The organism is Lelliottia sp. SL45 (genome assembly GCF_026672535.1).
Taxonomy (GTDB): domain Bacteria; phylum Pseudomonadota; class Gammaproteobacteria; order Enterobacterales; family Enterobacteriaceae; genus Enterobacter; species Enterobacter nimipressuralis.
Genome location: NZ_JAPPRH010000001.1, coordinates 1 through 24,371, shown reverse-complemented (window position 1 = coordinate 24,371; position 24,371 = coordinate 1). Strand labels below are relative to the sequence as shown.

At 54.5% G+C, this 24,371-nt stretch carries 23 protein-coding genes and 1 other RNA gene; 13 read left to right on the top strand and 11 right to left on the bottom strand.

The genetic code is table 11. The annotated features are described in order from the left end of the window. Window positions 1–10 precede the first annotated feature (10 nt). Genes agaF through kbaZ form a run of 5 tightly spaced genes read right to left on the bottom strand, consistent with a single transcriptional unit; the run spans window position 11 to window position 3,909 of the window. Complete coding sequence (gene agaF, locus OVA10_RS00120) at window positions 11–445, bottom strand: PTS galactosamine/N-acetylgalactosamine transporter subunit IIA (RefSeq protein WP_181826904.1); 435 nt, start codon at window positions 443–445, stop codon at window positions 11–13. A 17-nt stretch (window positions 446–462) separates the two neighbouring features. After that, complete coding sequence (gene agaE / locus OVA10_RS00115; protein ID WP_268194802.1) at window positions 463–1,341, bottom strand: PTS N-acetylgalactosamine transporter subunit IID; 879 nt, start codon at window positions 1,339–1,341, stop codon at window positions 463–465. Next, window positions 1,331–2,110 carry a PTS N-acetylgalactosamine transporter subunit IIC gene (gene agaW / locus OVA10_RS00110; RefSeq protein ID WP_100778782.1) on the bottom strand — a complete coding sequence of 260 codons (780 nt, stop codon included), beginning with the start codon at window positions 2,108–2,110 and terminating at the stop codon, window positions 1,331–1,333. Before agaW ends, agaE begins: the two co-directional genes overlap by 11 nt. 10 nt (window positions 2,111–2,120) lie before the next feature. Continuing rightward, window positions 2,121–2,594, bottom strand: a complete 474-nt coding sequence (gene agaV / locus OVA10_RS00105) for a PTS N-acetylgalactosamine transporter subunit IIB (protein ID WP_268194798.1) — start codon at window positions 2,592–2,594, stop codon at window positions 2,121–2,123. A gap of 19 nt (window positions 2,595–2,613) precedes the next feature. Continuing rightward, window positions 2,614–3,909: a tagatose-bisphosphate aldolase subunit KbaZ gene (gene kbaZ, locus OVA10_RS00100; protein WP_268194796.1), complete on the bottom strand. Its 1,296-nt coding sequence runs from the start codon at window positions 3,907–3,909 to the stop codon at window positions 2,614–2,616. Window positions 3,910–4,159: 250 nt separating this feature from the next. On the opposite strand from kbaZ, the gene OVA10_RS00095 reads away from it, so the two are divergent. After that, window positions 4,160–4,969: a DeoR family transcriptional regulator gene (locus tag OVA10_RS00095; RefSeq protein ID WP_268194794.1), complete on the top strand. Its 810-nt coding sequence runs from the start codon at window positions 4,160–4,162 to the stop codon at window positions 4,967–4,969. Window positions 4,970–5,056: 87 nt separating this feature from the next. On the opposite strand, the gene garD is transcribed toward OVA10_RS00095, so the two are convergent. Further along, entirely contained in the window at window positions 5,057–6,628 is a 1,572-nt protein-coding gene (gene garD, locus OVA10_RS00090) for a galactarate dehydratase (protein WP_102105464.1), read from the bottom strand. Window positions 6,629–7,041: 413 nt separating this feature from the next. Between garD and OVA10_RS00085 the strand changes: the two genes are divergently transcribed. The 11 genes from OVA10_RS00085 to OVA10_RS00035 all read left to right on the top strand — a co-directional run bounded on the left by OVA10_RS00085 (window position 7,042) and on the right by OVA10_RS00035 (window position 19,906). Beyond that, on the top strand, window positions 7,042–8,376 hold the full coding sequence (locus OVA10_RS00085) for an MFS transporter (protein WP_100778793.1): 1,335 nt from the start codon (window positions 7,042–7,044) through the stop codon (window positions 8,374–8,376). A 36-nt stretch (window positions 8,377–8,412) separates the two neighbouring features. Next, on the top strand, window positions 8,413–9,183 hold the full coding sequence (gene garL, locus OVA10_RS00080) for a 2-dehydro-3-deoxyglucarate aldolase (RefSeq protein ID WP_268194793.1): 771 nt from the start codon (window positions 8,413–8,415) through the stop codon (window positions 9,181–9,183). A gap of 30 nt (window positions 9,184–9,213) precedes the next feature. Next, window positions 9,214–10,104, top strand: a complete 891-nt coding sequence (gene garR, locus OVA10_RS00075) for a 2-hydroxy-3-oxopropionate reductase (protein ID WP_100778795.1) — start codon at window positions 9,214–9,216, stop codon at window positions 10,102–10,104. Between the two features lie 97 nt (window positions 10,105–10,201). Then, window positions 10,202–11,347, top strand: coding sequence for a glycerate 2-kinase (gene garK, locus OVA10_RS00070; RefSeq protein ID WP_100778796.1), 1,146 nt, complete (start codon window positions 10,202–10,204; stop codon window positions 11,345–11,347). A 32-nt stretch (window positions 11,348–11,379) separates the two neighbouring features. Beyond that, window positions 11,380–11,758: RNase P RNA component class A (rnpB, locus tag OVA10_RS00065), an RNA gene on the top strand. Window positions 11,759–12,422: 664 nt separating this feature from the next. Beyond that, a complete protein-coding gene (gene tdcA, locus OVA10_RS00060; RefSeq protein ID WP_100780813.1) occupies window positions 12,423–13,364 on the top strand; it encodes a transcriptional regulator TdcA in 942 nt (313 codons plus the stop codon). A gap of 96 nt (window positions 13,365–13,460) precedes the next feature. Then, entirely contained in the window at window positions 13,461–14,450 is a 990-nt protein-coding gene (gene tdcB / locus OVA10_RS00055; RefSeq protein WP_100780814.1) for a bifunctional threonine ammonia-lyase/L-serine ammonia-lyase TdcB, read from the top strand. A gap of 13 nt (window positions 14,451–14,463) precedes the next feature. Continuing rightward, window positions 14,464–15,795, top strand: coding sequence for a threonine/serine transporter TdcC (tdcC, locus tag OVA10_RS00050; RefSeq protein ID WP_100778797.1), 1,332 nt, complete (start codon window positions 14,464–14,466; stop codon window positions 15,793–15,795). A gap of 30 nt (window positions 15,796–15,825) precedes the next feature. Beyond that, complete coding sequence (tdcD, locus tag OVA10_RS00045; protein WP_268194792.1) at window positions 15,826–17,034, top strand: propionate kinase; 1,209 nt, start codon at window positions 15,826–15,828, stop codon at window positions 17,032–17,034. Window positions 17,035–17,049: 15 nt separating this feature from the next. Then, on the top strand, window positions 17,050–19,344 hold the full coding sequence (pflB, locus tag OVA10_RS00040; RefSeq protein WP_194512263.1) for a formate C-acetyltransferase: 2,295 nt from the start codon (window positions 17,050–17,052) through the stop codon (window positions 19,342–19,344). A gap of 151 nt (window positions 19,345–19,495) precedes the next feature. After that, window positions 19,496–19,906, top strand: coding sequence for a Spy/CpxP family protein refolding chaperone (locus tag OVA10_RS00035; RefSeq protein WP_100778800.1), 411 nt, complete (start codon window positions 19,496–19,498; stop codon window positions 19,904–19,906). An 84-nt stretch (window positions 19,907–19,990) separates the two neighbouring features. Here OVA10_RS00035 and OVA10_RS00030 read toward each other — a convergent pair whose 3' ends face one another. The 3 genes from OVA10_RS00030 to OVA10_RS00020 form a co-directional block, all read right to left on the bottom strand. Further along, complete coding sequence (locus OVA10_RS00030) at window positions 19,991–20,647, bottom strand: DUF2931 family protein (protein WP_268194789.1); 657 nt, start codon at window positions 20,645–20,647, stop codon at window positions 19,991–19,993. Beyond that, the gene (tssD, locus tag OVA10_RS00025; RefSeq protein WP_142503652.1) at window positions 20,644–20,967 is read right to left on the bottom strand and encodes a type VI secretion system tube protein TssD; all 324 of its coding nucleotides are present in this window, start codon (window positions 20,965–20,967) and stop codon (window positions 20,644–20,646) included. Before tssD ends, OVA10_RS00030 begins: the two co-directional genes overlap by 4 nt. Window positions 20,968–21,219: 252 nt before the next feature. Then, window positions 21,220–21,921: a pirin family protein gene (locus OVA10_RS00020; protein ID WP_102104847.1), complete on the bottom strand. Its 702-nt coding sequence runs from the start codon at window positions 21,919–21,921 to the stop codon at window positions 21,220–21,222. A gap of 104 nt (window positions 21,922–22,025) precedes the next feature. Here OVA10_RS00020 and OVA10_RS00015 point away from each other — a divergent pair, with 104 nt between their 5' ends. Continuing rightward, complete coding sequence (locus OVA10_RS00015) at window positions 22,026–22,925, top strand: LysR family transcriptional regulator (protein ID WP_100778803.1); 900 nt, start codon at window positions 22,026–22,028, stop codon at window positions 22,923–22,925. A gap of 43 nt (window positions 22,926–22,968) precedes the next feature. Here OVA10_RS00015 and OVA10_RS00010 read toward each other — a convergent pair whose 3' ends face one another. Both OVA10_RS00010 and OVA10_RS00005 read right to left on the bottom strand, forming a co-directional pair. Further along, a complete protein-coding gene (locus tag OVA10_RS00010) occupies window positions 22,969–23,334 on the bottom strand; it encodes a DUF805 domain-containing protein (protein ID WP_100778804.1) in 366 nt (121 codons plus the stop codon). Between the two features lie 105 nt (window positions 23,335–23,439). Then, window positions 23,440–24,371, bottom strand: a 932-nt coding sequence (locus OVA10_RS00005; protein ID WP_268194784.1) for a glutathione S-transferase family protein, incomplete at its 5' end; no start/stop codon positions are given.

Here is a 24,371-nt window from a genome sequence, read left to right as displayed (position 1 = left end):
AAAGTTGGCGTTAGATCCCTTCCTCAACGGGATTTTCATCCCGACAGCGGCCCAGCTCATCCACCAGACTCGTCAGGCCGCGATGCCCGCACTCCAGCGCCTGTAAGCGAAAGGCTTCGCTGCTCAGGCCGTCGCGCTCCATCACCATCTCCAGCAGCAGCTGCAAATTGGTGCCAGTGATCACTTCCCAGCCCGGCTTTTCCATCGCCATGGTGGAGGCCACGCGGAAAGGCGTACCGCCCAGCAGGTCGGTCAGAAAGACAATATCTTCTGCATCACCCAAATCGGCGATCGCCCGTTCCAGCTGCGAGGTCAGCAGGGCAGTGGTGGAGGTATCGGGAAAGTCGATGGCGACAAACTGCTCCTGCTCACCGAGGATCTGCTTCATCGCTTTTTCCAGCCCGCTGGCAAACCCACCGTGGCCCGTCAAAATAATGCTTAACATCTAAGACCTCTTTGTATTCACAGGAAGTGACAGAATTTACCTACCACGCCAAGCACCACCGTAATGCCGATGAGGCGTAACGGGCTCCAGCCACGGCGGACCAGCCAGAACATGGTCAGGGTGTAGACCAGCGGCAGAAACGCAGGCATCAGCTTGTCGATCACGTCGGTTTGCAGTTTCACCACCGCGTCCCCTGCGGTGATCTCAAGCGTGGTATTCAGGCGCACATAGGTGGCAACCAGCGCACCAATTACGGTCATCCCGACGATGGAAGCCGCGTGGCCGACCTTTTTGGTGTTGGCCTTAATCAGTGGAATGGCGGCGACGCCCATACGATAAGCATAGTGTGCCAGACCAAAACGCAGACCCAGGTGTACCACGTTGAACATCACAATAAACACGACTGCGCCAAGAATTGAGCCTTGCAGCGCAAGACTGGCGCCGATACCGCCGCAAATCGGCAGCAGCGTCAGCCAGAACATGGCATCGCCAATCCCGCCGAGCGGCGCGCCCACCGCAATCTTGGTGCTCTGAATGCTGTTCACGTCCTGCTTCGAGCGCTCCATCGCGAGAATAATGCCGATCACAAAAGTCACCAGGAACGGATGGGTGTTGAAGAACCCCATGTGGCCCTTCATGGCGCGCGCCAGATCGCGTTTGTTGCTGTGGATTTTTTTCAGCGCCGGAAGCAGGCCGTACAGCCAGCCTGAGGCCTGCATACGCTCGTAGTTGAACGATGCCTGCAGCAGCATCGAACGCCAGGCCACACGGTTGATATCCTTTTTCGTCAGCTCCGCGCCGATAGTCTGATCTTCATAGATATTTTCGTTCACGCCGGACAGAAGCGTCTCGTCGGTTTCGGAGACGGTCGGCAGGGTGGATTGATTAGATGCCATCTTCGAATTCCTCTTTCTGGGCGACCGGCGCGGCCGGTTCAGGTGATTTACGCAGAAAATCGATCAGCGCCATCGCCAGCGCTGCCGCAGCAATGGCCAGCACCGGCAGTTTGAGCCAGGCGGCGGCGACAAAACCGAGGATGAAATAGGGGATGTAGACGTTTTTCATCATGATTTTCAGCAGCACGGCAAAACCAATCGCAGGCATGATGCCGCCTGCCACGCCCAGACCGTCAATCAGACGGGCAGGCAGAACATCAATGGCCGTTTTCGCGTGCTCTGCCCCGAAGTAAATCGGCAGGAATGCGCAAAGAAAATAGAAGATCCCCAGTGCAAGGAGTGCCAGATAGTTCACCCGCTCGATCCCGTTGGTGTCGGCGTTCGCCGCCATCCGGTCGCAGCGCGCCATCACGCCGGACATGACCGAGAACAGGAAAGTAATCCCCATCTGAACCGCAACAGCGAACGGCACCGCCACACCCACCGCAACCTCCGGTTTTACGCCCGTGGTAATGGCGAACGTCGTCCCGACAATAGTACCGATAATGACGTTCGGCGGCTGCGCGCCCGCCAGCGGTGCCAGCCCCATCCACACTAATTCCAGCGTCCCGCCGGTCAGAATACCCGTATGCAGATCGCCCAGAATCAGGCCCACCAACGGCCCAAGCACCACCGGGCGGTGCATATGCGTTAAGCCGTTGAACATATCCAGGCCCGCGATAAAGGCGAGAATGCCCAACGCAAAGGCCTGCAACAGACTGATTTCCATTGTGAATCCCTCAGAGTAGTTTAAAGAGATCCAAAGCGGGTTCTGTCGGGACGCCCTGCACGAAGCATTCCACTCCGGCGGCTTTCAGGCCGCCAAATGCCGCAATATCACCGGCGTCGACAGAGACCGTTTTGGCAATTTGTTGTTTGCCATTGGCGTAGTGCATGTTTCCTACATTGATACGTTTCACGGGCACGCCGCCCTCAACGAGGGTCAGGAAATCGGCCGGTGACTTGCAGACCAGCAGGATTTTCTGCCGGTCGGCGGCGCGATGAATGTTGTCGATCACTTTTTGCAGGGACCAGAAACGCACCGCGATCCCCTCCGCCAGCACCATTTCCATTAGGTTTTGCTGGACCGAATCCTCAGCGACGTCATCATTAGCGACCAGCACCAGATTCGCGCCTGCGAACCCTACCCACTGAACGCCGACCTGGCCGTGGATTAAACGTTCATCGATGCGGCACAAGGCAATGTTTGGCATGGCATTATCCTCTTCGTTGTTATGCGTTTTGGGACGACGCGCCCTGACAGGCTGCGTGATACTGGCGCAGTATGTCCTGAATGTGGTCGATAATGAGTTCCCGTGGCGTCGCCTTGAGAGCCTCCTCGCGAACTTTTCGATATTGCAGCGGCAGGTACTGGCTCACGAGCGGAAGGGGAATCGGCTCATCCGCCAGATTGCGCACCAGCCGTTCGAAGGCGTCGTCGATCTGACTGTCCGGCCAGTAGTAACGAACGCGATCCGAATAGCTGTAGCCGCGCGCCAGCCGACGGGCGTTGCCGTCGCCGTGGTAGTGGCTTTGCCAGTATTCCGGGCGGTCGAGCATCACGCTTTCAAGCACCTGACGCAGGCCCGAGCTGGCTTTGGCCGGCAGCAGCTCTTCTTCAATGGCGGCGAGTGAGAACAGCGCTTCGCGCAGGGCGAAGGTGAGAGCCGGGCCGACTTTCAAAATCGCAAAGTGATCTTTTACCAGCTGGCGCAGCGCCTGTGGCGTCTGGTAGTCGGTGGAGTGCGCTTCAAAGACCAGTGAATCCCAGGATGTTGCCATTTCACTGAGCGCAACGGCGTTTTCCGGGCGATAGTCGATCACATGGGTATGGTCGAACTCAACGCCAGGTTGCACCACCAGCCCGATAATGCGTGGCCAGACTGCGCTCAGCCCCTGTTTTTCAAAGGCGTGGCGATGGGCTTCCAGCGTGGCACGAGCGGCCTGCGGTGTGGTCACTTCCAGTTCGGTTAGCGTCTCGTGAGCACCGCCGGGAACCGGCACTTCTGTGCCAATCACGTAGACCAGGTCTGACTCACCAAAGCGCTCGCGGCAGGTCTGCTCGGCGATCTTCGCCAGCCGTGCGGCGCGCTCGGCGACGATAGCGTCCGTGAGCGGCACCGGATCGTCCTCGCATGACATGCTGCAATCGAGGTGGATCTTTGTAAATCCGGCGGCCACGTAGCTTTTGATCAGATCGTCGGCGTTGGCCATCGCTTCACTGGCGGTGAGGTTTTGCCAGCGATTAGGGCCGAGATGATCGCCGCCTAAAATCAGCTGCGACAGGGGGAAATTCAGCCCGCTGGCAAGCTGGCTGACAAAAGCGTGAAAATTGGCGGGTGTCATACCCGTGTAGCCGCCGAACTGATCCACCTGGTTGGAAGTGGCCTCAACCAGCAGGGCGGTGTGGTGATCACGAGCGAAGCGAATCGCGGCTTCAAGTACCAGTGGATGTGCGGAACAGACGGCGTAAATTCCGTTGTCTGCCCCTGCTTTGTGCAATTCCACCATTTCAATAAGATGTTTCACTTTCCTCTCCACGTTGGATGGTTTGAGTGCTAATCTTTCGTTTTATTTCACTTTATACTGCGTGATGGTCTTATAAAAATAAAACGAAAGATAATAGTTTTCCGATCTGTTTCACAAAAGAAACATAATGAAAGGTTTCAGCACGGGGAGAATAGGGTGTCGGAAGCGGGATGGGGCTTGCATTCCCCTAAAAGAAAGGCGTTAATAGATAAAACGAAATGAAACGAAAGATTTTCTTAAAGGAGCTCGCATGAGCAGCACCGAATCCTCCACGGAGAAACGTGTGACCGGCACCAGCGAAAGACGTGAACAAATTATCCAGAGGTTGCGGCAGCAGGGTAGCGTGCAGGTGAACGATCTTTCGCTGCTGTATGGCGTATCAACGGTGACGATCCGTAACGATCTCGCTTTCCTGGAAAAGCAGGGTATCGCCGTTCGTGCCTACGGCGGCGCGCTGATCTGCGATAGCAACACGCCGGGGCTGGAGCCTTCCGTCGAAGATAAAAGCTCACTCAATACGGCGGTCAAACGCAGCATCGCCCAGGCGGCAGCCAATCTGATCAAACCGGGTCACCGCATCATTCTCGACTCCGGCACCACGACCTATGAAATTGCGCGCATGTTACGCCAACATACGGACGTGATCGCCATGACCAACGGCATGAACGTGGCGAATGCGCTGCTGGAAGCGGAAGGCGTCGAGCTGCTGATGACCGGCGGGCATCTGCGTCGTCAGTCGCAGTCGTTCTACGGCGATCAGGCTGAGCAGTCGCTGCAAAACTACCATTTCGATCTGCTGTTCCTGGGGGTGGATGCTATCGATACGGACCGTGGCGTCAGTACACACAATGAAGATGAAGCCCGGCTGAACCGTAAGATGTGCGAAGTGGCGGAGCGGATAATCGTGGTGACCGATTCCAGCAAGTTCAATCGCTCAAGCCTGCATAAAATCATCGACACCCCGCGTATCGATATGATCATCACCGACGAAGGTATTCCGGCTGAGAGCTTACAGGAGCTTCAGCGTTCGGGGATTGAAGTGGTGCGGGTAAAAGAGTGAGCGCAGGTTAGGCCGGGCGGCAGTTGCGCCTTTCCCGGCCTATAAAAGTTTGTGCCCGGTAAGCGTATCGCTACCGGGCACAAGGCATCAGGTCACCGGAGCCGGGTTAAACACCGCCAGCTGGTTGTGTAATCCCCATTGATCGGAGAAGGTTTTTTTACGGCCACTCGCGACATCCAGAATAAAGTGGAACAGCTTCCAGCCCACGTCCTCAATCGTCTCTTCACCCGTCGCAATGGTCCCGGCGTTGATGTCCATTAAGTCATACCAGCGGTTTGCAAGCTCTGTGCGGGTCGCCATTTTGATCACCGGAACCGCCATCAGCCCATACGGCGTGCCGCGTCCGGTAGTGAACACTTGCACCGTAATCCCCGACGCCACCTGCTGCGTGCCGCAGACAAAGTCGCTGGCAGGCGTAGCGGCATAAATCAGGCCGCGTTTGGTCGGGCGCTGACCCGGAGAAAGCACTTCGGAGATGGCGCTCTGGCCGGATTTCGCAATCGAGCCGAGGGCTTTTTCGACGACGTTCGCCAGCCCGCCTTTTTTGTTACCCGGTGACGGGTTCGCGCTGCGGTCGGTCTGTCCCATATCGAGATAGTTGTCGTACCAGGCCATCTCTTCCAGCAGGCGCTTGCCCACCTCTTCGTTGATGGCGCGCGGGGTGAGAAGGTGGATCGCATCGCGCACTTCGGTCACTTCCGAGAACATGACCGTAGCGCCGCAGCGCACAAACAGGTCGGATGCGTAGCCGACCGCCGGGTTGGCGGTCACACCGGAGAAAGCATCGCTGCCGCCGCACTGGGTGCCGACTACCAGTTCAGACGCCGGGCAGGTTTCGCGCTGGCGTTTATTCAGTTTTTCCAGGTGACGCACAGCGACCTGGAGAATATCGTCGACCATGGATTTAAAGCCAACGTGGTGCTCATCCTGCAGACGCACAATGCTGGCGTCATCCACGGCAATCGCCTGGACATCGTCAGTGCCTTGCAGCAGGCGCTCTGGCTGAAGTTTTTCGCAGCCCAGGCCAATCACCATGACCTCGCCGCCAAAATTGGGGTTGAGGGAGATATTATGGATGGTGCGAATGGGTACCACGGCGGCCGGGGCATTAATCGCCACGCCGCAGCCGTACAGGTGGTTCAGACCCACCACGCCGTCGACGTTCGGGTATTTCGGCAGCAGATCGCGTTCGATGATTTTCACCACGTAATCCACCACACCCGCCACGCAATGCACGCTGGTGGTAATGCCGAGCAGGTTTTTAGTGCCAACGCTGCCATCTTTGTTGCGATAACCTTCGAAGGTATAACCTTCCAGTGGCGGCAGCGGTTCCGGTACGCGCGTTGCCAGCGGCAGAGTATTCAGCGGCGGGGCTTTTGGCAGCTCAACGAGTGACTCCTCAATCCAGCTGCCCTGCGGAATCGCCCGCACGGCGTAGCCGATGATCTCCCCGTAACGGACGATTTCGCCGTGGGCAGGGATATCGACCAGCGCGACTTTATGGCCCTGGGGAATATGTTCGATGAGTTCAAGACCATCGGGGAAGCGTGTTCCAGCTCTCAGGCCATTGTCGTTAACAATAATCGCCACGTTATCCGTGTCGTGTACCTTTATATAGAACGCCGTCGGCGACTTTTGTCGAATTTCGATGTCGGCCATTGCTCATTATTCTCCAGTAAAACTTTAGATATTAAATGCAGTTAAGAGAGTGTTTATTTTCTTATTGTCAGAAATAAAGACGCTGCCTTCTTGAATAAAGAATGTCAGGAGTCGAAAGATAAAAATGTGACCGAGATCACTCCGCGAAACCTGCACCCGCGCCGGCTGGCAGGCAATGCGTAAATCTGTGCATCAGCGCCCATGCGATTGTGCATATGCTCAAAATAACGTTCATGAAGGCGATGATAATTGAGCGATGCGACAATGTGCAGGGGCGGGCGGATGTTTATACTTAATTACGATTTCATTGCATCTGGTTAATTAACGGATATTGCCTGCTATCGATAAATAATCAGTAAAGATTTTTCCAAAATAATAAAAATACCAAGATCGATGTGCCTGAGGAAATAAACATGTCACTGGAAACAGCTGTAGAAACGAAAAAGGGTATTCATACCCGCCATTTAATATTACTGATTATATTTATTGTGACGGCAGTGAACTACGCTGACCGCGCCACGCTGTCGATTGCCGGGACAGAAGTGGCAAAAGAGCTGCAGCTCAGCGCCGTATCCATGGGGTACATCTTCTCCGCGTTTGGCTGGGCGTATCTGCTGATGCAAATCCCCGGCGGCTGGCTGCTGGACAAATTTGGCTCGAAAAAGGTCTACACCTATAGCCTGTTTTTCTGGTCGCTGTTTACCTTCCTGCAGGGCTTTGTCGATCTCTTCCCGCTGGCGTGGGCCGGTATCTCCATGTTCTGTATGCGCTTTATGCTCGGTTTCTCCGAAGCACCGTCGTTCCCGGCTAACGCCCGTATTGTGGCGGCCTGGTTCCCGACCAAAGAGCGCGGCACCGCCTCGGCGATTTTTAACTCCGCGCAGTATTTCTCGCTGGCTCTTTTCTCTCCGCTGCTCGGCTGGCTGACCTTCGCGTGGGGCTGGGAACATGTCTTCACCGTGATGGGTGTCATTGGTTTCATCCTGACGGCGATGTGGGTGAAGTTCATTCATAACCCAACCGATCACCCGCGTATGTCTGCCGAGGAGCTGAAGTTTATCTCTGACGGCGGCGCGGTGGTCGATATGGATCATAAAAAACCGGGCGATAAAGCGGCGAGTGGTCCAAAGCTGCATTACATCAAACAGTTATTGACCAACCGCATGATGCTGGGCGTATTTTTTGGTCAATACTTTATCAACACCATTACCTGGTTCTTCCTCACCTGGTTCCCGATTTATCTGGTACAGGAAAAAGGAATGTCGATTCTGAAAGTCGGCATCGTGGCCTCCATCCCGGCGCTGTGTGGTTTTGCGGGCGGCGTGCTGGGCGGTGTGTTCTCGGATCACCTGATTAAAACCGGCAAGTCGATCACCCTGGCGCGTAAGCTGCCGATTGTGCTCGGTATGCTGCTGGCGTCCTCCATTATCCTGTGCAACTACACCAATAACACGGTGCTGGTCGTCGCGCTGATGGCGCTGGCGTTCTTCGGAAAAGGCTTTGGTGCGCTGGGCTGGCCGGTGATTTCTGATACTGCGCCAAAAGAGATTGTGGGCCTGTGTGGTGGCGTGTTCAACGTCTTCGGTAACGTGGCGTCGATTGTCACCCCGCTGGTGATTGGTTATCTGGTGAGTGAACTGCATTCATTCAATGCGGCGCTGGTCTTCGTTGGCTGCTCTGCGCTGATGGCGATGTTCTGCTACCTGTTCGTAGTGGGTGACATCAAGCGTATGGAATTGCAGAAATAAGCGCCTCAACATCACGAATCATTGAAGGTAAAAGCGATGAGTAACGATATTTTCCCGAACAAGTTTAAAGCGGCCCTGGCGGCGAAAGAGATTCAGATTGGCTGCTGGTCTGCGCTGGCAAGCCCAATCAGCACCGAGGTTTTAGGTCTGGCAGGTTTTGACTGGCTGGTGCTCGACGGTGAACATGCGCCGAACGATATCAGCACCTTTATTCCACAGCTGATGGCGCTGAAGGGCAGCCACAGCGCGCCGGTGGTGCGTGTACCGACCAACGAACCGGTGATTATTAAGCGCCTGCTGGATATCGGCTTCTATAACTTCCTGATCCCGTTTGTGGAAAGTGTGGAAGAGGCTGTACAGGCCGTGGCGTCGACCCGCTATCCGCCGGAAGGCATTCGCGGTGTGTCCGTTTCCCATCGCGCCAACATGTTTGGCACCGTGCCGGACTACTTTGCGCAGTCCAACAAGAACATCACCATTCTGGTCCAAATTGAGAGCCAGCATGGCGTGGACAATGTGGACGCCATCGCTGCCACCGACGGCGTGGACGGCATTTTTGTCGGCCCAAGCGATCTGGCTGCGGCGTTGGGCCACCTCGGCAATGCCAACCACCCGGACGTGCAGCGCGCCATTCAGCACATTTTCGCTCGAGCGAAAGCTCACGATAAACCGTGCGGCATTCTGGCGCCGGTCGAGGCCGATGCCCGCCGTTATCTGGAGTGGGGCGCCACCTTTGTGGCCGTCGGCAGCGATCTCGGCGTCTTCCGCTCTGCAACGCAGAAATTAGCTGATTCCTTTAAAAAATAACCACCATCGACACGTGAGAGAGAGAACGTTATGACAATGAAAGTTGGTTTTATTGGCCTGGGTATCATGGGTAAACCAATGAGTAAAAACCTCATCAAAGCAGGTTACTCGTTGGTGGTTTCTGACCGTAATCCAGAAGTGATTGCGGAGCTGATTGCCGCCGGTGCCGAAACGGCCCTTACGGCAAAAGCAATTGCCGAGCAGTGCGATGTGGTCATCACCATGCTGCCGAACTCACCCCATGTGCAGGAAGTGGCGCTGGGTGAAAACGGCCTGATTGAAGGCGCGAAGCCGGGCCTGGTACTGATCGACATGAGCTCTATCGCCCCACTGGCGAGCCGCGAAATCAGCGAAGCGCTGAAAGCGAAAGGCGTGGACATGCTGGACGCGCCGGTGAGCGGCGGCGAGCCAAAAGCCATCGACGGCACCCTCTCGGTGATGGTGGGCGGTGATAAAGCGATTTTCGACAAATATTACGATCTGATGAAAGCGATGGCCGGTTCCGTTGTACATACGGGTGAAATCGGTGCAGGTAACGTCACCAAGCTGGCGAACCAGGTGATCGTTGCGCTAAACATTGCCGCGATGTCTGAAGCGCTAACGCTGGCGACCAAAGCGGGCGTCAACCCGGATCTGGTGTATCAGGCCATTCGCGGCGGTCTGGCGGGCAGCACCGTGCTGGATGCTAAAGCGCCGATGGTGATGGATCGCAACTTCAAGCCGGGCTTCCGCATTGATCTGCACATTAAAGATCTGGCTAACGCGCTGGACACCTCCCATGGCGTCGGCGCACAGCTGCCGCTGACCGCTGCGGTGATGGAGATGATGCAGGCCCTGCGCGCCGATGGTCTGGGAACGGCGGACCATAGCGCCATTGCCTGCTACTACGAAAAACTGGCGAAAGTGGAAGTCACTCGCTAATGACGTTCTGCCCGGATAGCGCACAGCGATCCGGGCCTACCCTGTAGGCCGGATAAGTGAAACGCCATCCGGCGTTGTGCAGTAACAGGCTACAACTATGAAAATCGTAATCGCCCCTGACTCTTATAAAGAAAGCCTTTCTGCCTCCGAGGTAGCTCAGGCGATAGAAAAAGGTTTTCGGGAAATTTTTCCTGATGCTCAGTATGTGTCTGTGCCGGTCGCTGATGGCGGAGAAGGCACGGTCGAAGCGATGATTGCCGCCACCCAGGGCACTGAGCAACACGCCATTGTCACGGGTCCGCTGGGCGAAAAAGTGAATGCCTGCTGGGGAATGTCCGGCGATGGCGCAACGGCGATTATCGAAATGGCCGCAGCCAGCGGCCTGGCGCTGGTGCCACTGGCGCAGCGTAATCCGCTGATTACCACCTCTCGCGGCACGGGCGAACTGATTCTGAATGCGCTGGATAAAGGAGCGCGCAACATTATTATCGGCATTGGCGGCAGCGCGACCAACGACGGAGGTGCCGGTATGGTGCAGGCTCTGGGCGCGAAGCTGTGTGATGCCAACGGCACGGAGATCGGCTACGGCGGCGGCAGCCTGATGGCACTGAACAGTATCGACATTTCCGGTCTGGACCCGCGCTTAAAAGGCTGCACGATTCGCGTGGCCTGTGACGTCACCAATCCGCTGATCGGTGAAAATGGCGCATCACGCATATTTGGTCCGCAAAAAGGGGCTGATGAGGCGAAGATCGTCGAACTCGATCGCAATCTCAGCCATTTTGCTGACGTGATTAAGAAATCTCTGTCGATTGACGTTAAAAACGTCCCAGGCTCCGGCGCGGCAGGGGGAATGGGCGCGGCGCTGATGGCGTTTCTCGGCGCGGAGTTGCGTAGTGGGATTGAGATTGTCACCCAGGCGCTGAACCTCGAAGAACATATCCACGACTGCACCCTGGTGCTCACCGGCGAAGGGCGACTCGACAGCCAGAGCATTCACGGCAAAGTGCCGGTTGGCGTGGCGAACGTCGCCAAAAAATACCATAAACCGGTGATCGGCATTGCAGGCTGTTTGACCAGCGACGTCGGTGTGGTGCATCAGTACGGTATCGATGCGGTGTTCAGCGTGCTGAACAGCATTGGCTCGCTGGAAGAGGCCTTCCGTGGGGCGTTTGACAACATTTATCGCTCGTCACGCAACATCGCAGCGACTTTGCAGGTGGGGATGCGCACGCAAGGGTGACAGCGGCGCCTAAACCCTCTATACTTCGCGCCGAAGCTGACCAGACAGTCGCCGCTTCGTCGTCGTCCCCTTTCGGGGGGAGACGGGCGGAGGGGAGGAAAGTCCGGGCTCCATAGGGCAGGGTGCCAGGTAACGCCTGGGGGGGAAACCCACGACCAGTGCAACAGAGAGCAAACCGCCGATGGCCCGCGCAAGCGGGATCAGGTAAGGGTGAAAGGGTGCGGTAAGAGCGCACCGCGCGGCTGGCAACAGTCCGTGGCACGGTAAACTCCACCCGGAGCAAGGCCAAATAGGGGTTCACAAGGTACGGCCCGTACTGAACCCGGGTAGGCTGCTTGAGCCAGTGAGCGATTGCTGGCCTAGATGAATGACTGTCCACGACAGAACCCGGCTTATCGGTCAGCTTCAACTATTAAGAAAACCCCGCTTCGGCGGGGTTTTTGCTTTTTGCTCCTCACCACCGCCTTCGTGAAACCGAACGAATTCCCATTTTTGCGACAATAAGCACATTTCACTGCTTTTGAGTGGAATGATGTTTTTTTACCGAGATTAGAGATCGCATTCACAAAATTACGCGCTAAAAATTCGCCATTTTGCAGTGTTGACTTGATGTTGCTGTTGTTGCTGAAGTGTGTCTTCTTTATGGCGTATAAATTAATGAAATCTTTCCTTTCAATACATTTGCCCTGTGAATGTGTGATGCCCTCGACGCTTTTTCCCCTGCGGGCAAATATTTATTAACTTATTTGATAATATACAAAAATGTTTAAAGCAAATAACGTCTATTTATTCGCCTTTAATTGCCTGAAATATCACCTTTATTCCCTCTGGTTTATTGCCATAAATAGATCGTGGTTATCGCCATAAAATTAATTTATCTCCCTGAGATTTATTGATCAATATCAGGCGTTTTATTGATAAAGTAAATGATAACATTATGATTTATATGCATTAATCAGTGTTTTTGCGAAGGTGTGAATGGTATGAAAAAGTAATCTGTGAGTAACAGCACATACCCTCGTCATCAATAATGGGTAGAATCCTGCCACGGATAAGGAAATAAGAGCAGAATATGATGAGCACTATTATTCTACCGAAAACACAACATTTAGTTGTATTTCAGGAAGTCATTAAAAGTGGATCTATTGGTTCTGCCGCCCGTCAACTTGGCCTGACTCAACCGGCCGTCAGCAAAATCATTAACGATATCGAATCCTACTTTGGTGTCGAACTGATTGTGCGCAAGAACACCGGCGTGAAGCTGACCAGCGCAGGGCAAACGTTGCTCGCGTACTCCGAGTCCATCACCCGCGAAATGAAGAATATGGTCAGTGAGATGAACAACCTGAGCTTCAGCACCGTTATCGACGTTTCGTTCGGCTATCCGTCGCTGATTGGTTTTACGTTCCTCTCCAGCATGATCAAAAAATTCAAAGAAGTGTTCCCGAAAGCGCGAGTCTCGATGTTTGAAGCACAGCTCTCCTCGTTCCTGCCCGCCATCCGCGATGGGCGACTGGATTTCGCCATCGGTACCCTGAGCGATGAAATGCTGTTGCAGGATCTGCACGTGGAGCCGCTGTTTGAATCGGAATTTGTGCTGGTGGCCAGTAAAACGCGAACGTGCACCGGAACGACGACACTGGCATCGCTCACCAACGAGCAGTGGGTGATGCCGCAAACCGATATGGGCTACTACAAAGAATTATTAACCACTCTTCAGAACAACCACATCAGCATCGAAAACATCGTCCAGACCGATTCCGTCGTCACCATCTATAACCTGGTTCTCAACGCCGATTATCTCACCGTGATCCCGAGAGACATGATTACGCCATTCGGTTCCGACCAGTTTGTCGTACTGCCCGTGGAAGATGAATTACCCATTGCACGTTATGCCGCCGTCTGGTCAAAAAATTATCGTATTAAAAAATCCGCTTCGGTATTAGTGGAGTTGGCGAAGCAATATTCCGCGCAAAACAGTGAAAGGCGAAAACAGCTCACCATAACTGAACAATGAATTGAGACGTACCATTTTAAAACACCCGGTGAGGGAATTCTCTCGCTGACACCCAGACTTTGCTTACAGAATATGAATTATTATAAAGAGGATTATATGCACATTACTTACGATCTTCCGGTAACGATTGAAGAAATACAAGATGCCCGCAAACGACTGGCTGGTAAAATTTATAAAACCGGCATGCCGCGTTCTAATTATCTGAGCGAGCGCTGCAAAGGCGAAATTTTCCTGAAGTTTGAAAATATGCAGCGCACCGGTTCGTTTAAAATTCGCGGTGCTTTTAACAAATTAAGCTCCTTAACCGAAGCTGAACGCCGCAAAGGTGTGGTGGCGTGTTCCGCCGGTAACCATGCTCAGGGTGTGTCACTCTCCTGCGCCATGCTCGGTATTGACGGCAAAGTTGTCATGCCGATGGGCGCGCCAAAATCGAAAGTGGCCGCCACGCGTGATTACTCCGCTGAAGTGGTACTGCATGGTGAGAATTTTAACGACACCATCGCCAAAGTCAGCGAAATCGTCGAGCAGGAAGGGCGCATCTTTATTCCGCCGTATGACGACGTAAAAGTGATTGCCGGACAGGGCACCATTGGTCTTGAAATTCTCGAAGACTTATATGATGTCGATAACGTGATTGTCCCTATCGGCGGCGGCGGATTAATCGCCGGGATCGCCACGGCCATTAAATCCATCAACCCGACCATTAATATTATCGGCGTGCAGTCTGAAAACGTGCACGGTATGGCGGCGTCTTACTACGCCGGGGAAATTATGAATCACCGTACCACCGGCACATTAGCCGACGGTTGCGATGTTTCTCGTCCAGGTAATTTAACCTTCGAAATTGTTCGTGAATTAGTCGACGACATCGTGTTGGTGAGCGAAGACGATATTCGTAACAGCATGGTCGCACTGATCCAACGAAATAAAGTGGTGACAGAAGGGGCTGGCGCACTGGCAACGGCTGCATTATTAAGCGGAAAACTGGATCATTATATTCAGGGGCGCAAAACGGTTAGTATTATTTCCGGCGGCAATATCGACCTTTCCCGCGTTTCCCAAATTACCGGCCTCGTTGATGCATAAATAAGGATAAATTATGAGCAACTCTGAAACTATCATTGCCAGTCAGACAAAAACGTCTTCCTGGCGAAAATCAGATACCACCTGGACACTGGGGCTGTTCGGTACGGCAATAGGCGCGGGCGTGCTGTTCTTCCCGATTCGCGCGGGCTTTGGCGGGCTGATACCGATTCTGCTGATGCTGCTGCTGGCCTATCCTATTGCCTTCTATTGCCACCGCGCGCTGGCGCGTCTTTGCCTGTCCGGCAGCAATCCGTCCGGCAACATTACCGAGACGGTGGAAGAGCATTTTGGTAAGACTGGCGGGGTGGTGATCACTTTCCTCTACTTCTTTGCGATTTGCCCGCTGCTGTGGATCTACGGCGTCACCATTACGAACACCTTTATGACCTTCTGGGAAAACCAGCTTCAGCTTCCCGCACTGAACCGTGGCTTTGTGGCCCTGTTCCTGCTGCTGCTGATGGCATTCGTTATCTGGTTTGGTAAAGACCTGATGGTGAAAGTGATGAGCTTCCTGGTCTTCCCGTTCATCGCCAGCCTGGTGCTGATCTCCCTGTCCCTGATCCCTTACTGGAACTCGGCGGTTATTGACCAGGTTAACCTGAGCGACATCTCCTTCACCGGACACGATGGCATTCTGGTCACCGTCTGGCTGGGGATTTCCATCATGGTCTTCTCCTTCAACTTCTCGCCAATTGTCTCCTCATTCGTGGTGTCGAAACGTGAAGAGTACGAAGGCGAATTCGGTAAAGAGTTCACCGAGCAGAAATGTTCCAAAATCATCGGTCGCGCCAGCATGCTGATGGTGGCGGTGGTGATGTTCTTCGCCTTTAGCTGCCTGTTCACGCTCTCTCCGCAGAACATGGCAGAAGCCAAAGCGCAGAACATTCCGGTGCTTTCTTACCTGGCCAACCACTTTGCTTCGCTCTCCGGGACCAAATCGACCTTCGCCACCGTGCTGGAGTACGGCGCGTCGATCATCGCTCTGGTTGCCATTTTCAAATCCTTCTTCGGCCACTACCTGGGCACGCTGGAAGGGCTGAACGGTCTGGTCCTGAAGTTTGGCTACAAAGGCGATAAGAAGAAAGTTTCCGTCGGCAAACTGAACACCATCAGCATGATCTTCATCATGGGCTCCACCTGGGTCGTGGCGTACGCCAACCCGAACATTCTGGACCTGATTGAAGCGATGGGTGCGCCGATTATCGCCTCTCTGCTGTGCCTGCTGCCGATGTATGCCATCCGCAAAACGCCAGCGCTGGCGAAATACAAAGGCAGAACCGAGAACATCTTTGTGACGGCGATTGGCCTGCTGACCATTCTGAATATCGTATACAAACTTTTCTGATTCAAAGCTCAGGATGAGCGGAGTGAAGACATGAATGAATTTCCGGTTGTATTGGTCATTAACTGTGGATCGTCATCTGTGAAGTTTTCGGTGCTGGACGCAGCGAGCTGTGACGCGCTGATGACCGGCATTGCAGATGGCGTGAACACTGAAAGTGCCTTTATATCCGTGAACGGGAGCGGGCCAGTCACCCTGGCTCGCAAGGACTACGAAGGGGCGCTGGCTGCCATCGCCCTGGAGCTGGAAAAGCGCGATTTGATGAGCAGCGTGGCCTTAATTGGCCACCGCATCGCTCACGGTGGCAGCCTGTTCAGCGAGTCCACCCTGATCACCGATAAGGTCATCGATCAGATTCGTCAGGTTTCGCCTCTGGCCCCGCTGCACAACTACGCCAATCTCAGCGGCGTGGAAGCGGCTCAGCAGTTGTTTCCCGGCGTGCAGCAGGTCGCGGTGTTTGATACCAGCTTCCACCAGACGCTCGCGCCCCAGGCCTATCTTTACGGCCTGCCATACCGCTTCTTCGAAGAGCTGGGCGTGCGCCGTTACGGGTTCCACGGCACATCGCATCGCTATGTTTCGCAACAGGCGTATTCGCTGCTGAATATTGCCGAAGCCGATAGCGGACTGGTGATTGCACACCTGGGCAACGGGGCGTCCATTTGCGCGGTCCGTAACGGGCGCAGCGTGGACACCTCCATGGGCATGACGCCGCTGGAAGGGCTGGTGATGGGGACGCGCTGCGGCGATGTCGATTTTGGCGCGATGGCGTGGATTGCACAGCAGACCGGGCAAACGCTGGAGGATCTTGAGCGCGTGGTGAATAAAGAGTCAGGTTTGCTGGGGCTTTCCGGCCTCTCGTCTGATTTACGCACGCTGGAAAAAGCCTGGCACGACGGTCACGAGCGCGCCCGCCTCGCGATTGAGACTTTTGTTCATCGCATCGCTCGCCATATCGCCGGTCACGCCGCTTCCCTGCACCGTCTGGACGGCGTGATCTTTACGGGAGGAATTGGTGAAAACTCCAGACTGATACGCCAGCTGGTGGCCGATCGCCTGAAGGTTTTCGGTATCGAGCTGGATGAGCAGAAAAATGCCCTGCCTGGTAGTGAGGGTGAGCGCATCATCTCCGCTGACACCTCCCGCGTGCCGTGCGCCGTGATCCCAACCAACGAAGAAAAAATGATCGCACTGGATGCCCTCCGTCTTGGAAAGGTCCGTCTGGCTGCGGAAATCGCCTGACACAGAGAGAAACTCATGAAGGTAAATATCGATATTCGTGTCGCTCCCTACAGCGACGCGTGGGCCGGCTTTTGCGGAAATGACTGGCAGGAAAGCATTAATGTGCGGGATTTCATCCAGCAAAACTACACCCCGTACGAGGGCGATGAGCACTTTTTAGCGCCTGCCACGCCAGCCACCACGGCGCTGTGGCAGAAGGTAATGGAGGGGATTCGTCAGGAGAACGCCACTCACGCTCCCGTTGATTTCGACACCAACGTCGCGACCACCATTACCGCTCACGGGCCGGGCTATATTGAGAAAGAGCTGGAAACGATCGTCGGCCTGCAAACGGATCGTCCGCTGAAACGCGCCCTGCATCCGTATGGCGGGATCAACATGATCCGCAGCTCGTTTGAAGCCTACGGACGCGAGATGGACCCGCAGTTCGAGTATATCTTCACCCATCTGCGCAAAACCCATAACCAGGGCGTGTTCGACGTCTACTCGCCGGAGATGATGCGTTGCCGTAAATCCGGCGTGCTCACCGGTCTGCCGGATGGATACGGGCGCGGACGTATTATTGGCGACTATCGCCGCGTGGCGCTGTACGGCATCAGCTATCTGGTGCGCGAACGTGAACTGCAGTTTGCCGATCTGCAGCCGAAAATGGAGCGCGGTGAAGAGCTGGAGGCGACCATTCGCCTGCGCGAGGAGTTGTCTGAGCACCGCCGCGCACTGCTGCAAATCCAGGAGATGGCGGCGAAGTACGGGTGTGATATCTCACGTCCAGCCATGAACGCTCAGGAAGCGGTGCAGTGGCTCTACTTTGCCTATCTGGCGGCGGTAAAATCGCAGAACGGCGGGGCGATGTCCCTGGGCCGCACTGCGACCTTCCTTGATATCTATATCGAACGTGACATGAAGGCCGGGCGCCTGAATGAGCAACAGGCTCAGGAGCTGATCGACCATTTCATCATGAAGATTCGCATGGTGCGCTTCCTGCGTACCCCGGAATTCGACACCCTCTTCTCGGGCGATCCGATCTGGGCTACGGAGGTGATCGGCGGGATGGGGCTGGATGGGCGTACGCTGGTCAGTAAATCCTCGTTCCGTTATCTGCACACGCTCAATACCATGGGGCCAGCTCCGGAGCCAAACCTGACGATTCTGTGGTCAGAACAGCTGCCGATTGCCTTCAAAAAATATGCCGCGCAGATGTCGATCGCCACCTCCTCGTTGCAGTATGAAAACGACGATCTGATGCGCGCCGATTTCGACAGTGATGACTACGCCATTGCCTGCTGCGTCAGCCCGATGGTGATTGGCAAGCAGATGCAGTTCTTCGGTGCGCGCGCCAACCTCGCCAAAACGCTGCTGTACGCAATCAACGGCGGGGTGGATGAGAAACTGAAAATCCAGGTCGGACCTAAAACCGAGCCGCTGCTGGATGACGTGCTGGATTACGACACCGTGATGGCGAGCCTTGACCACTTTATGGACTGGCTGGCGGTGCAGTACATCAGCGCCCTGAACCTTATCCATTTTATGCACGACAAATACAGCTACGAAGCTTCGCTGATGGCCCTGCACGACCGCGACGTGCATCGTACGATGGCCTGCGGGATCGCGGGCCTGTCGGTGGCAGCGGATTCCCTGGCGGCGATCAAGTACGCCACGGTGAAACCGGTGCGCGACCATACGGGCCTGGCCGTCGACTTCGTGATTGAAGGAGAGTATCCGCAGTACGGTAACAACGACGATCGTGTGGACAGCATCGCCTGCGATTTGGTTGAGCGCTTTATGAAGAAAATCCAGGCGCTGCCAACCTACCGCAACGCCGTGCCGACCCAGTCGATTCTGACCATCACCTCAAACGTGGTGTACGGCCAGAAAACGGGTAACACCCCGGATGGACGTCGCGGCGGAACACCGTTTGCGCCGGGCGCGAACCCGATGCACGGACGCGATCGCAAAGGGGCGGTAGCGTCGTTAACGTCTGTTGCAAAATTGCCGTTCACCTACGCCAAGGATGGGATCTCTTACACCTTCTCGATTGTGCCGCAGGCGCTGGGCAAAGACGAAGGGGTACGTAAAACCAACCTTGTCGGCCTGCTGGACGGGTATTTCCACCACGAGGCGGCCATCGAGGGCGGGCAGCATCTGAACGTCAACGTCATGAACCGGGAAATGCTGATGGATGCCATTGAACATCCGGAGAATTATCCGAACCTGACCATCCGCGTTTCGGGCTATGCGGTGCGCTTTAATGCTCTGACGCGCGAGCAGCAGCAGGACGTTATTTCACGAACCTTTACCCAGGCCATTTAAGCCAACACCACTGAACACGCCCCCTTCGCTGAAGGGGGCTTTTTTTGCCCGCTGCACATACAAATTTGTTTATATAATTGATCACACATCTTCATCCGGTCTTGAAAAACAATGCACCTGCTTTTCCCTCTCCCAATTTAAGGACAGTAAGATGATGAAAATGACCCGTATCGCTCTGCTCGCGCTTTCACTGGCGGGTGGTAGTTTTGCAGCGCAGGCGGCAAACGTTGAAGCCGCACCGTCCCCCTCACAAGATCCCCTTGTTCAGCATCTGAAGCTCAGCAACGATCAGGTGAAGAAAATTGAAGATCTGCATCAGAAACTGGAAGACAACGTCAGCAAAATCCCGATGACCGGCGTAAAAGATGGCGCGCTGGTGGATATGTTCCAGGCAGGAAAATGGGATGAAAGCGTGGTGAAAAACCAGCTCGCGGCCTTCAGCAAGGTGGAAGAGCAGGCGCGTTATTACCGCGTGAAATACTACTTCGACGTCAGCCAGGTGCTTACACCGGAACAGCGTAAGCAGATCAAAACGGATATGGCGAACGCGCTGAGCGAATAATTCGATGCCCGCGTTTGTCGCGGGCGTTTATGGGATTTTTGCTGATGATTTATTCTTTTGGACTGATTAAAAGAGGGCGCTAATTTACCATTCACCGTAGGGGTAGGTTTTGCCTTTAATGAATTCAGGCGTTTCTCCATAGTAGAGATAACCATTGGGGTGCTGAGTGACCCCTTTACAGCCGTCTAGTTTATCGCCCGACAGTGTAGAGATCTTTGTTGGTTCTATGGGCAAGTTATCGCCGCCGGCGGTATTTTGCAGCCAGACTCTAACTTTACCTTCTGGGGCAAGACCAAAAAGAATCGTGCTGTACCACGCTTTTTCTCCAAACATGTCTATTCCCGTTGAGATGTACATTTTTTTTCTCATAGACTCAGGGAATGTAATCCGCGTTTCATACGTTTTTTTATCGATGACTGAATCCCAGCAAAACAGCATCGTCACGGGCGGATGGCGGGCTTTATTAAACTGCGCAAAACGCATATAACGTTTATCCCATTGCTCTACGCTTGAATAATCATCCTCCACGCTATCAAGTGTTTTGAATGAATAGATAACCTTTTTGTCATCAATGAAACCTACGTAAGTGACATCAGCAGGCAACGCCTTTGGTGTAAAAAAAGCGAAGCCCAACACGCCAAACGGCATTTCGCCAGTGTTTTCTGGCGTTGAGGAGGCACCAGAATGGCAGCCTGTTATCGTCAGCATCAGCGCAAGGGAGAATAGTTTTCCATATCTCATCGTTTATTGCCGTCCATGTTGTAGGTTGTGCGCTGCCAGTTATCATCTGGGCGGTTTACAAAACTGAGCCGCAGTTTTTCATTCTCATTAATGGCGGTGGTCAGGAGAGGCGAGCTTTTGTCGGTGGGTTTGGTGAAGCGCAGGCCCTGATGATACACGCCGCCCGCGGTGCTGACGCTGCTGGAGGAGAGCTGATAAACCAGAATTTCGTTTTCATGGCGATACTGAAAGCGATTACCAATAGATTTTTCTGTTCCACAGCCTGAGGATATTTCCCCCTGACGCTCACCCGTCAGCGTTAAATAGATAACGTTGCTCACTTAATGATGTCCTTATCATTATTTAACAAAATGTATTGCGACAATTAATTATGCGGATGAGGAGTGTATCCTTTTTAATTCACTCAATAATGTCGTCAAAGTCATGGAATCAAAAAGTAAATATTATGACGCGTGAAATTTCCCGCAGGGAAATGTCGAGGTAATAAGAGGGATTAGTGGGGCGTTATCATCTTGCGAAGTCTCTTGAGCTAAAAGGCTTATCAAGAGACAACGCAAAAGAAATAACCAATCTCACACCGGCAAATCAATCAACAGCGCGCGCAGGGGAGTGTCCGCGACCAGCGTGATGTTCGTTTCATCGCGGATAAACGCGCCATCGCCGCAGGTGAGCGCTTCTTTCTCTTCCGTGTGCGTCAGAGCATGCACCGTACCGTGGATGGATTGTAGGTAGGCACGCGGCCCGTGGAGCTGGAAGCTCGCCTGTTCACCTTTTTTCAGCTCGATATGGTGCAGCCACACCTGCTGGCGCAGTTGCAGACTGCCCTGGCTGCCATCCGGGGACGCAATCAGCTGCTGCTTGTCGCCGCTCAGGTTGAGCTTTTGCACTAGCGGGTTTTCCCGCTCCGGGCAGGCGTCCAGCCACAGCTGCATACGCGTCAGCGTCTTATCTTTGCTGAGATTATGTTCGCTATAGCTAATGCCTGGCTGCGTTGATATCAGCAACGCTTCGCCCGCCTTTGCCTGGACATGGTTGCCCTCGCTATCGCGATATTCTGCTTCACCTTCCAGTATCAGATTCAGGATATCCACTTTCGGGTACGTGCGTGGCTGGAAGGAAGCGCCCGGTGCGAGAACTTCCTGATTCAGCACGCGCAGTGAGGCGTAACCGAGCAGTTTTGGGTCAAAGTAGTGTCCAAAGGAAAAGGTGTAGCGGGCCTGCAGCCAACCAAAATCGGCTTGTCCGCACTGTTTTGCTGTTCTTGTCGTAATCATAAAACTGACCTCTCTTTACACTAAAACAATGGTAAAGGTATGGACGCTTCATTGTTAGCCAGATATTCTGCCCGGTATGTTCAAATTTCCTGAATGAGAACGAGATGGCAAAAGAGAGAGCATTGACGCTTGAGGCGCTACGCGTCATGGACGCGATAGACCGGCGTGGCAGCTTTGCCGCTGCGGCAGACGAGCTGGGGCGGGTTCCGTCGGCCCTGAGTTACACCATGCAAAAGCTGGAAGAAGAGCTGGATGTGGTGCTTTTCGACCGCTCCGGTCACCGAACAAAATTCACGAATGTTGGGCGTATGCTGCTGGAGCGCGGACGCGTTCTGCTGGAGGCCGCCGATAAACTGACCACCGACGCCGAAGCGCTGGCACGCGGCTGGGAAACGCACCTGACGCTGGTCACTGAGGCGCTGGTGCCGACATCGGCCCTGTTCCCGCTGGTCGAGCGCCTGGCCGCCAAAGCCAATACGCAGCTCTCTGTCATTACCGAAGTGCTGGCGGGCGCCTGGGAGCGACTGGAGACGGGCAGGGCGGACATTGTGATCGCCCCCGATATGCACTTTCGCTCCTCGTCCGAAATCAACTCGCGCAAGCTCTACAGCGTGATGAACGTGTATGTGGCTGCACCGGATCACCCGATTCATCAGGAGCCGGAGCCACTATCCGAAGTGACGCGCGTGAAATATCGCGGTGTGGCGGTGGCGGATACCGCACGTGAGCGCCCTGTGCTCACGGTGCAGCTGTTGGATAAACAGCCGCGTCTGACGGTGACCTCTCTGGAAGACAAGCGTCAGGCGCTGTTAGCGGGCCTCGGGGTGGCGACAATGCCTTATCCGTTTGTGGAAAAAGATATCGCCGAAGGGCGCTTGCGCGTGGTCAGCCCGGAATACACCAACGAGGTGGATATCATCATGGCGTGGCGCCGTGACAGCATGGGCGAGGCCAAGTCCTGGTGTTTACGCGAAATCCCAAAACTGTTCGCGCATAATAAGTAGTGCATCGTGCAGGCCCGGATCGCGATGCGTCACCGGGCAATGCTCAAGGCTGTAATTTTGGATCTGGCCCAAAGCGGTTTTCGCCCGGCGTACCGGCCTGGCAGTTAAAGGCCAGAATGATCAGCCAGCCCACGATCGGGATCAAAATCAGCAGCAGCCACCACGCCGAACGATCCGTGTCGTGTAGCCTGCGGAACAGTACCGCCAGCGACGGCAAAAAGACCAGGAGTGCGTAGATTGTGGTGAGAATGCCTTCGCCACCTGCGCGGTCCCACCCCAGAATTTTATCGACGATACCCAGCACCAGGGTGAGGATGAAGTTCACCAGAACGAACATCCAGTACTCTTTGCGACGAGCGCGACCACTAAACCCAACGTAATTTCTCAGTACTTTTAGATACCAGTCCATTTGTATGCCTCGATAATCAGACAATCTCTTGTTTTTTAAGCGATCGAGGTAAGGATAGTCGCAGATAGTGAAATAAAAAAGGGCATCCATGGATGCCCTTAAAATTTAGCGAAAACGTCTATCGCGACCGTGTGGTTCGTTCAGATCCTGCCACGGCCCGATGGAGATAATCCCCGTAGGGTTAATCGTTTTGTGGCTGCGATAGTAGTGGGTGCGGATGTGGTTAAAATCGACGGTTTCCGCGATGCCATCCATCTGGTAAATGTCCCGCAGAAAACCATACAGATTCAGATAGTCGCTGATGCGGTGTTTGTCGCATTTAAAGTGGGTGACGTACACCGGATCGAAACGCACCAGCGTGGTCCACAGGCGAATGTCGGCTTCTGTCAGGCGGTCGCCCGTCAGATAGCGGTGCTGACCGAGAATTTGTTCCAGACGCGCCAGGGATTCAAACACCTTGCTGACCGCTTCGTCGTAGGCCTCCTGGCTGGTCGCGAAACCGGCCTTATAGACACCGTTATTGACGTTGTCGTAGATCCAGCTGTTCAGTTCATCGATCTTATCGCGCAGTTCTGGCGGATAATAATCACCCGCCCGCGCACCGTGCGCGTCAAACGCCGTATTGAACATGCGAATGATCTCGGCGGATTCATTGCTGACGATAGTCTGGTTTTTCTTATCCCACAGAACAGGGACGGTGACGCGTCCGGTGTAGTGCGGGTCTGCGCGCAGATAGAGCTGGTAGAGGAAATCGTGGTGGTAAAGGTCGTCGCCGGTGGCCGCCGGGAAATTACTGTCGAAGGTCCAGCCGTTTTCCAGCATCAGCGGATTCACCACAGAAACCGGAATTAACGCGTCCAGCCCTTTGAGTTTGCGCACGATAAGCGTTCTGTGCGCCCACGGACAGGCGAGGGAAACATACAGATGATAGCGATCTTTCTCCGCCGCAAAGCCGCCTTCACCGCTAGGGCCGGGGGCACCATCGGCGGTGAGCCAGTTACGGAAGGCCGAAACAGAGCGCTTGAAGCGTCCTCCAG

Coding starts and splice junctions, on each gene's coding strand:
- OVA10_RS00085 (WP_100778793.1), top strand. CDS start 7,042: ATGTCACTGGAAACAGCTGTAGAAACGAAAAAGGGTATTCATACCCGC.
- agaE (WP_268194802.1), bottom strand. CDS start 1,341: ATGGCATCTAATCAATCCACCCTGCCGACCGTCTCCGAAACCGACGAG.
- tdcB (WP_100780814.1), top strand. CDS start 13,461: ATGCACATTACTTACGATCTTCCGGTAACGATTGAAGAAATACAAGAT.
- OVA10_RS00020 (WP_102104847.1), bottom strand. CDS start 21,921: ATGATTACGACAAGAACAGCAAAACAGTGCGGACAAGCCGATTTTGGT.
- OVA10_RS00035 (WP_100778800.1), top strand. CDS start 19,496: ATGATGAAAATGACCCGTATCGCTCTGCTCGCGCTTTCACTGGCGGGT.
- agaV (WP_268194798.1), bottom strand. CDS start 2,594: ATGCCAAACATTGCCTTGTGCCGCATCGATGAACGTTTAATCCACGGC.
- garD (WP_102105464.1), bottom strand. CDS start 6,628: ATGGCCGACATCGAAATTCGACAAAAGTCGCCGACGGCGTTCTATATA.
- tdcD (WP_268194792.1), top strand. CDS start 15,826: ATGAATGAATTTCCGGTTGTATTGGTCATTAACTGTGGATCGTCATCT.
- OVA10_RS00010 (WP_100778804.1), bottom strand. CDS start 23,334: ATGGACTGGTATCTAAAAGTACTGAGAAATTACGTTGGGTTTAGTGGT.
- pflB (WP_194512263.1), top strand. CDS start 17,050: ATGAAGGTAAATATCGATATTCGTGTCGCTCCCTACAGCGACGCGTGG.
- garR (WP_100778795.1), top strand. CDS start 9,214: ATGACAATGAAAGTTGGTTTTATTGGCCTGGGTATCATGGGTAAACCA.
- OVA10_RS00015 (WP_100778803.1), top strand. CDS start 22,026: ATGGCAAAAGAGAGAGCATTGACGCTTGAGGCGCTACGCGTCATGGAC.
- garL (WP_268194793.1), top strand. CDS start 8,413: ATGAGTAACGATATTTTCCCGAACAAGTTTAAAGCGGCCCTGGCGGCG.
- OVA10_RS00095 (WP_268194794.1), top strand. CDS start 4,160: ATGAGCAGCACCGAATCCTCCACGGAGAAACGTGTGACCGGCACCAGC.
- tdcC (WP_100778797.1), top strand. CDS start 14,464: ATGAGCAACTCTGAAACTATCATTGCCAGTCAGACAAAAACGTCTTCC.
- agaW (WP_100778782.1), bottom strand. CDS start 2,110: ATGGAAATCAGTCTGTTGCAGGCCTTTGCGTTGGGCATTCTCGCCTTT.
- agaF (WP_181826904.1), bottom strand. CDS start 445: ATGTTAAGCATTATTTTGACGGGCCACGGTGGGTTTGCCAGCGGGCTG.
- OVA10_RS00030 (WP_268194789.1), bottom strand. CDS start 20,647: ATGAGATATGGAAAACTATTCTCCCTTGCGCTGATGCTGACGATAACA.
- tdcA (WP_100780813.1), top strand. CDS start 12,423: ATGAGCACTATTATTCTACCGAAAACACAACATTTAGTTGTATTTCAG.
- garK (WP_100778796.1), top strand. CDS start 10,202: ATGAAAATCGTAATCGCCCCTGACTCTTATAAAGAAAGCCTTTCTGCC.